This is a genomic window from Bellilinea caldifistulae, assembly GCF_001306055.1.
Taxonomy (GTDB): Bacteria; Chloroflexota; Anaerolineae; order Anaerolineales; family Anaerolineaceae; genus Bellilinea; species Bellilinea caldifistulae.
The window spans coordinates 240779-246991 of record NZ_LGHJ01000016.1 but is presented as its reverse complement, the minus strand read 5'-3'; the positions used below and the strand labels follow the sequence as shown (position 1 = coordinate 246991).

Genomic DNA, 6213 nt, shown 5'->3' with positions numbered 1-6213 from the left:
ATGATCCTTTGCCGGTTTCTTCGAAACGCTGCTTTTCCATCCCGCTGATCTCCAAAGTGGTTTGGTTCGATTGTATTAAGGTTTTCCCCTTTTCGTCAATCCCAGTTGTTTGTTTTTCAACAATCTCATTGTTTTATAAAAGAGGGATTGTGACAATGAGCGAAACAAATCCACTTGGCAATATTTTCGTATCACACCGGGCCATCGCATCCATTGCCCACATGGCAGCAATTGAATCATACGGTGTTGTGGGGTTAGCTGCAAAGAATCTGGCAGAGGATCTTGCTAATAAAATCGTCAAAGATCCTTCCAAGGGTGTTGAGGTCGAGTTCAAAGATGATGGCATTATAGTTGACCTTTATATCATTGTCGAATACGGAACTCGGATTAAAATGGTAACTTCTAGCGTCGCTGAGAATGTGCGCTATCAAATCGAGAAATGGCTCGAGTTACCGGTGAAAGAAGTCAATGTTCACGTGCGCGGATTGCGAATCAGCGACACGGATTAGAAAATCTAATGAATTGGTTTGGAGCACTATGATTGATGATGTGAATCGAACAACCCTGCCTCAGGCAAAGGAAATTGCCCAGGCAGGGAAACTGGATGGAATTGGGCTTAAAAGACTGGTAGAGGCCGGCACGCTCTGGTTGAAAGCCAATCAACAACTGGTTAATTCTTTAAATGTGTTTCCTGTGCCGGATGGTGATACGGGCACAAATATGCTTTTGACAATGCAGGCTGCTTATAATGAAATCCTGCATTCCGATGAAAGAAATGTGGGAAAGGTTGCTCACGCCATTGCCCAAGGGGCTCTAATGGGAGCAAGAGGTAATTCCGGTGTGATCTTATCTCAATTGTGGAGAGGTTTTGCTCGTGCTTTGGACAATTTTGAGGAGGTGGACGGGGAAATCCTCATCAAGGCATTAGTTGAAGCCAAAAACACGGCTTATAAAGGTGTCGTCCGCCCCGTCGAAGGCACAATTTTAACAGTTGCGAAAGATATCGCCACAGCCATCGAATCCTTTAAAGGCAAACCTCTATCAATGGAATGGCTGGAAAAAATCGTATTTGAAGCCGATCTTTCCGTCCAAAAAACACCCGAGCTGCTGCCCATTCTCAAACAAGCCGGCGTGGTTGATTCCGGTGGTAAAGGTTTGTTTATCATCCTGGAAGGAATGTTACGTTACCTAAAGGGACAATCTTTAGAAACCCCCACCACCAGCATCCAGCCGATCACTGCGATGAACTTAGAGGAAACCATGGAAGAAATTGAGCCGGGACAGGATTTTGAGGTCGTGGTTGATTTTCGCCCTCACCAGCCGCTGGATTTAGATCGCTTCTATGAACACCTTTCTCAGATGGGTACTTCCATTCAAGTTGGAGAAGGTGATGGTATGTACCGCATGCACATTCATGTTCCTACCGAAAAGCGATATGAACCCATTGAATACACCATGAGCCTTGGCACAATCACCAAAGTCGCCATCGAAAATTTACTGGCTCAAATGGAGGAAAAAAAGAATTCTCGGCCATCCATTGAATTTCCGCCCTGCGAGCCCGGTAAAATTGCAGTGGTAGCTGTATCGCCCGGTTTAGGACTTTCGAGGATTTTCGCGAGTCTGGGAGTAAATGCGATCGTCGAAGGCGGTCAGACCATGAACCCCAGCACCGAAGAAATCCTCAGAGCATTCGAAAACCTTCCAACTGACCAAATTATCATCTTGCCCAACAACAAAAATATTATTCTGGCGGCTCAAAATGCCGCTTCCCTTTCCGTTAAAAACGTCAAGGTCATCCCAACCAAAACTATTCCTCAAGGCCTTAACGTCATGCTGCGCTTTGATCCTGATGGGAACCTTGAGGATATTGCCTCGGAGATGGAAGAAGCCATCAACGAAGTTGAAAGCGGGGAAATCACTACGGCAACCCGCTCCGTTGAAATTAATGGTGTAAAGGTTGAAGAAGGTCAGGTGATTGCACTTCTCAATGGCCAGCTGGTAGCCTCAGCCAGCCATCTCGAAGAAGCATGCTTTGAATTGCTCAAAGCTGCAAAAAGCGAGGAGAGGGAGCGCATCACCCTTTTTTACGGTCAAAACATCAGTGTTGATGAAGTCCATCAACTTGCTGAAAAAATTCAGGAAAAATACCCTGACCACGAAATGGAGATTCATGAAGGCGGACAGCCTCACTATCAATTGATTATTTCGATTGAGTAAACCCTATGCGAAAGATTGGCGTCCTGGTTGACAATACTGCTCAATTTCCTCGCCACTCATTTCCGGGACAAAATTTGATTCGAATCGCCACTCATGATGTTGCTTTGAATGGCAAAATTTACCCGGGAGGAGACAGCCTTAAGGTATCTCAACTTCCGCCATCAATTAGAGGGCAGGATGCACCCAAACTGCTTCCTCCCACCCCCGAAAAATTCAACCAGATCTTAACCAGTATGGGCAGCGAGTTCGACGAAGTGCTGGTATTGGCGCATTCCTCGCACCTTAGCAGTACATTCCAAAATGCCAGCCTCGCTGCGTCCAGTCTTCAAGGCAGATTGCCGGTGGTGGTGATTGACACCAACACCTTTTCAGCCGGATTGGGAATGCTGGCACAACTGGCAGCCCAGATCATCCACGATGGGGCAAATTTGGGAGAAGTGGAGCATGTTGTCAGGCAACAAGCCGCTCACACTTACACCATTGTTTGCTGCCCGGGTCTTTCTTACCTCGCTCAAAACGGCATCATAGACCCGGCACAGGCCATCACAGGTGAATTTCTTTCAATGATGCCGGTATTTTCCTTTGAGGACGAACGCCTGACTCCCATTGAAAAAATGCGCAACATCCGCAACATTTCCGAATTCTTCATCGAATTTGTTGAGGAGTTTGACAACCTGCATCACATTGCCGTTGTCCAAAGTGTTCCACCGTTGTTACCTGAAACTCGAAGTATGCGCCAGGTATTTCTTGAAAATTATCCCCAAACTTCTTACAGTGAACATAATCTCAATTTGGCAACCGCCCTCCTTTTCAGCCCTAAAATGGTGGGGTTGATAGCCGTGGAAACGGTATCCGATATCGTATAAAAGAACTTTGACACGCCCCGAACAATCGCCTGCATTGGAGAATAGGGTAAAATTATTTCATGTCAACCGCATTGGAAAAAATTAAAAAGTTTCTCAAACTTGAAGTCGAACGAGGCTTTGACAATCGTGCTGTTGTGGGGGGATTGGATAAAATTATCCCCGCCTGGGAACAAGAAGCCAATCGAGAAGGAGTTCCACCTTCCATTATTCAACAAATTTGCAGCCGGTTGGCTCAATACCCCACCCTCTCATTAGAACAGCGTGAGCAAATTGTCCAGGAAATTCTTCAAATCGCCGATAACACCTCAAATTTCACACCGGATTCTCCCAACACTTCCCCGGAAGTTGACAAAATTGATTACCCTCAATTAAGCCCAACCAAAAACCGCCTTCCCACCAATCATCTCCGCCCTTCATCCAGAGAAGAAACCAGCAAACCCGCCGGATTGGATGCCAGCCTGAAGGTCTTGCCCGGCATCGGCCCTAAGAACGCTAAAAACCTTGAAAAATTGGGGCTTCACAGGCTGGAAGACTTACTCTACTTCTTCCCCCGTCGCTATGATGACTTCTCAAAGATGAAGCCCATCAATCAGTTGAATTTTGGAGATGAGTTATCAGTTGCCGGCACCGTGCTGAAATCTCAACTTCGAGAAATTAAAGGCAATCGCACTTTATTTGAGGCGGTTATTTCAGACGGCACCGGTTCGCTTCGGGTTTCCTGGTTCAATCAGCCCTGGCTGGACAAAAATATCCGCCCTGGTGTTCAGGTTGTCCTTTCCGGTAAAGTAGATATGTATCTCGGCCGATTATGCATGAATAATCCCGAATGGGAATTGGTGGATCAAGAGCATCTCCACACCAATCGAATTGTGCCGGTTTATCCATTAACCGCCGGGCTCACTCAAAAAGTGCTCCGACGGATTATGTACCAGACCGTTACATTTTGGGCAACCCGAATTGCGGATTTTCTTCCCGATGAAATTCGCTCTGCCGGTAATCTGCTCCCGCTTTCCAATGCCCTGCGCCAGATTCACTTCCCCGATAATCACACCAACCTCCACGCCGCCCGTCAGAGACTGGCTTTTGATGAAATTTTTCTCATTCAATTAGGCGTATTGCGACAAAAACAAAGTTGGCAAAACCGGGCTGCCCGCATTTTCCATGTTTCTGATGATTGGTTGACGACCCAAATCAACCGGCTTCCCTTCCAATTGACAAACGCCCAACAAAGGGCCGTACACGAAATTCGGACTGATTTATCTTCCGGCCGTCCCATGAACCGCTTGCTTCAAGGCGATGTGGGTTCGGGGAAAACAGTGGTAGCTGCCTTAGCCATTGCCATGGTTACCGCCTCAGGCTCACAGGCAGCCCTGATGGCTCCAACCAGCATTCTTGCTGAACAACATTATCGCAGTTTCCAAAAATTTTTTGTGCGGGCAGATCCGGACGACCCGGCACCTTTTGCTCCGGGTGAGGTACGCTTATTAGTCGGTGATACCCCCGAAAGAGAAAAACAGGAGGTTCGTCAGGGTCTTCTTTCTGGCGAAATCAAATTATTGATTGGGACACATGCCCTCATTGAAGATCCGATTGAGTTTCAACACCTTCAGCTGGCAGTGATAGATGAACAACATCGTTTCGGGGTGGCACAACGCTCGGCTTTACGTGCAAAAGGGGATAATCCTCACTTGCTGGTGATGACAGCAACCCCCATCCCCCGATCCCTGGCTTTGACTATTTACGGCGATCTCGACCTTTCGGTAATGGATGAGATGCCCGCCGGGCGTCAACCCATCGAAACGCATATCTTTACCCCTCTGGAGCGAGAACGCGCTTACTCCTTTATCCGTTCCCAGATCCGTCAAGGTTATCAGGCATTTATCATTTACCCCCTTGTGGATCAAGAACTCTCCCAAACGGAAGATACCCTCGCTGCAGTCCAGGAACAACAACGCCTTCAAAGTGAGATCTTCCCGGATTTGAAAATCGGTCTTCTGCACGGCAGAATGCGTCCCGAAGAAAAAGAGCATGTGATGCGTCAATTTCGTGATAAACAATACCATATTCTGGTCTCGACCTCAGTCATAGAAGTTGGGGTAGATGTGCCCAATGCCACTGTGATGTTAATCGAGGGGGCAAATCGTTTTGGACTGGCTCAACTGCATCAGTTCCGCGGCAGAGTAGGCAGGGGAAACGCAAAGTCCTACTGTATCCTTATACCGGATGATGAAGATGCCGCCGAAAACGAACGATTATCCGCCATGGTCGAAACCAATGACGGGTTTGTTCTCGCCGAGCGCGATCTCCAACAGCGCGGCCCCGGGGAATTTTTAGGTACCCGCCAGGCTGGTTTTGCTGATTTACGAATCGCCAACCTGACCGATATTCACACCATTGAAAAAGCCCGCAACCTTGCTCAACAATTATTTGAAAAAGACCCACAATTAAGTGACCCTCGTTACCAACCCCTTCTAGAAAAATTGAATGCATTTTGGGGGGAAGGACGAGGAGATATCAGCTAAGGAAGAAGCCAATGGTCAGAGCTGTATTCCCCGGAACATTCGACCCAATCCATTACGGACATATGGACATTGCCCGTCGGGCAGCCCGCCTATTCGATGAAGTCATTATCGCCGTCTATAACAAACCGTTAAAAAATTTGCTGTTCACCCCCGAAGAGAGGCTGAAACTTGTACAACAAACGTTTTATGCTGAACCCAAATTTACAGTGGTCGGTTATAGCGGTCTGACCGTCGAATTTTGTAAAAATGTCGGCGCGCAAGTGATCATCCGTGGACTGCGGGTATTCTCCGATTTTGAACACGAATTCCGCATGGCACTTGCCAATCATCGCCTCTATCCAGACATTGAAATGATCGCCTTAATCACCAGCGAACAGCACACCTTCCTTTCTTCTTCAACCGTGCGAGAAATCGCCTCGCTGGGTGGAGATATCAGCAGCATGGTACCTCTTCATGTAGCAGATGCTTTAAAGAAAAAATTCAGTGAACTTGGGGATGGACAATCGGTGGTACCAATTACAGCATTAAGAGATTGAATTGCGTATAATAATTAATTAACTGGCTTGAAAATTGCACCACCCTTTCTCAGGCTTGGAAAGCGGAGGAAA

The 6213-nt window shown here is 47.3% G+C and carries 5 protein-coding genes; all 5 read left to right on the top strand.

The annotated features are described in order from the left end of the window. A partial coding sequence (locus AC812_RS11140) for an Asp23/Gls24 family envelope stress response protein (RefSeq protein ID WP_082426485.1) occupies nucleotides 1–509 on the top strand: 509 nt, incomplete at its 5' end. A 40-nt stretch (nucleotides 510–549) separates the two neighbouring features. Further along, nucleotides 550–2217, top strand: coding sequence for a DAK2 domain-containing protein (locus AC812_RS11135; RefSeq protein WP_169787299.1), 1668 nt, complete (start codon nucleotides 550–552; stop codon nucleotides 2215–2217). Between the two features lie 5 nt (nucleotides 2218–2222). Beyond that, complete coding sequence (locus AC812_RS11130; protein ID WP_061916233.1) at nucleotides 2223–3083, top strand: DegV family protein; 861 nt, start codon at nucleotides 2223–2225, stop codon at nucleotides 3081–3083. 59 nt (nucleotides 3084–3142) lie between these two features. Then, nucleotides 3143–5605 carry an ATP-dependent DNA helicase RecG gene (gene recG / locus AC812_RS11125; protein WP_061916230.1) on the top strand — a complete coding sequence of 821 codons (2463 nt, stop codon included), beginning with the start codon at nucleotides 3143–3145 and terminating at the stop codon, nucleotides 5603–5605. 11 nt (nucleotides 5606–5616) lie between these two features. Further along, nucleotides 5617–6141: a pantetheine-phosphate adenylyltransferase gene (gene coaD, locus AC812_RS11120; RefSeq protein ID WP_061916227.1), complete on the top strand. Its 525-nt coding sequence runs from the start codon at nucleotides 5617–5619 to the stop codon at nucleotides 6139–6141. Nucleotides 6142–6213 lie beyond the last annotated feature (72 nt).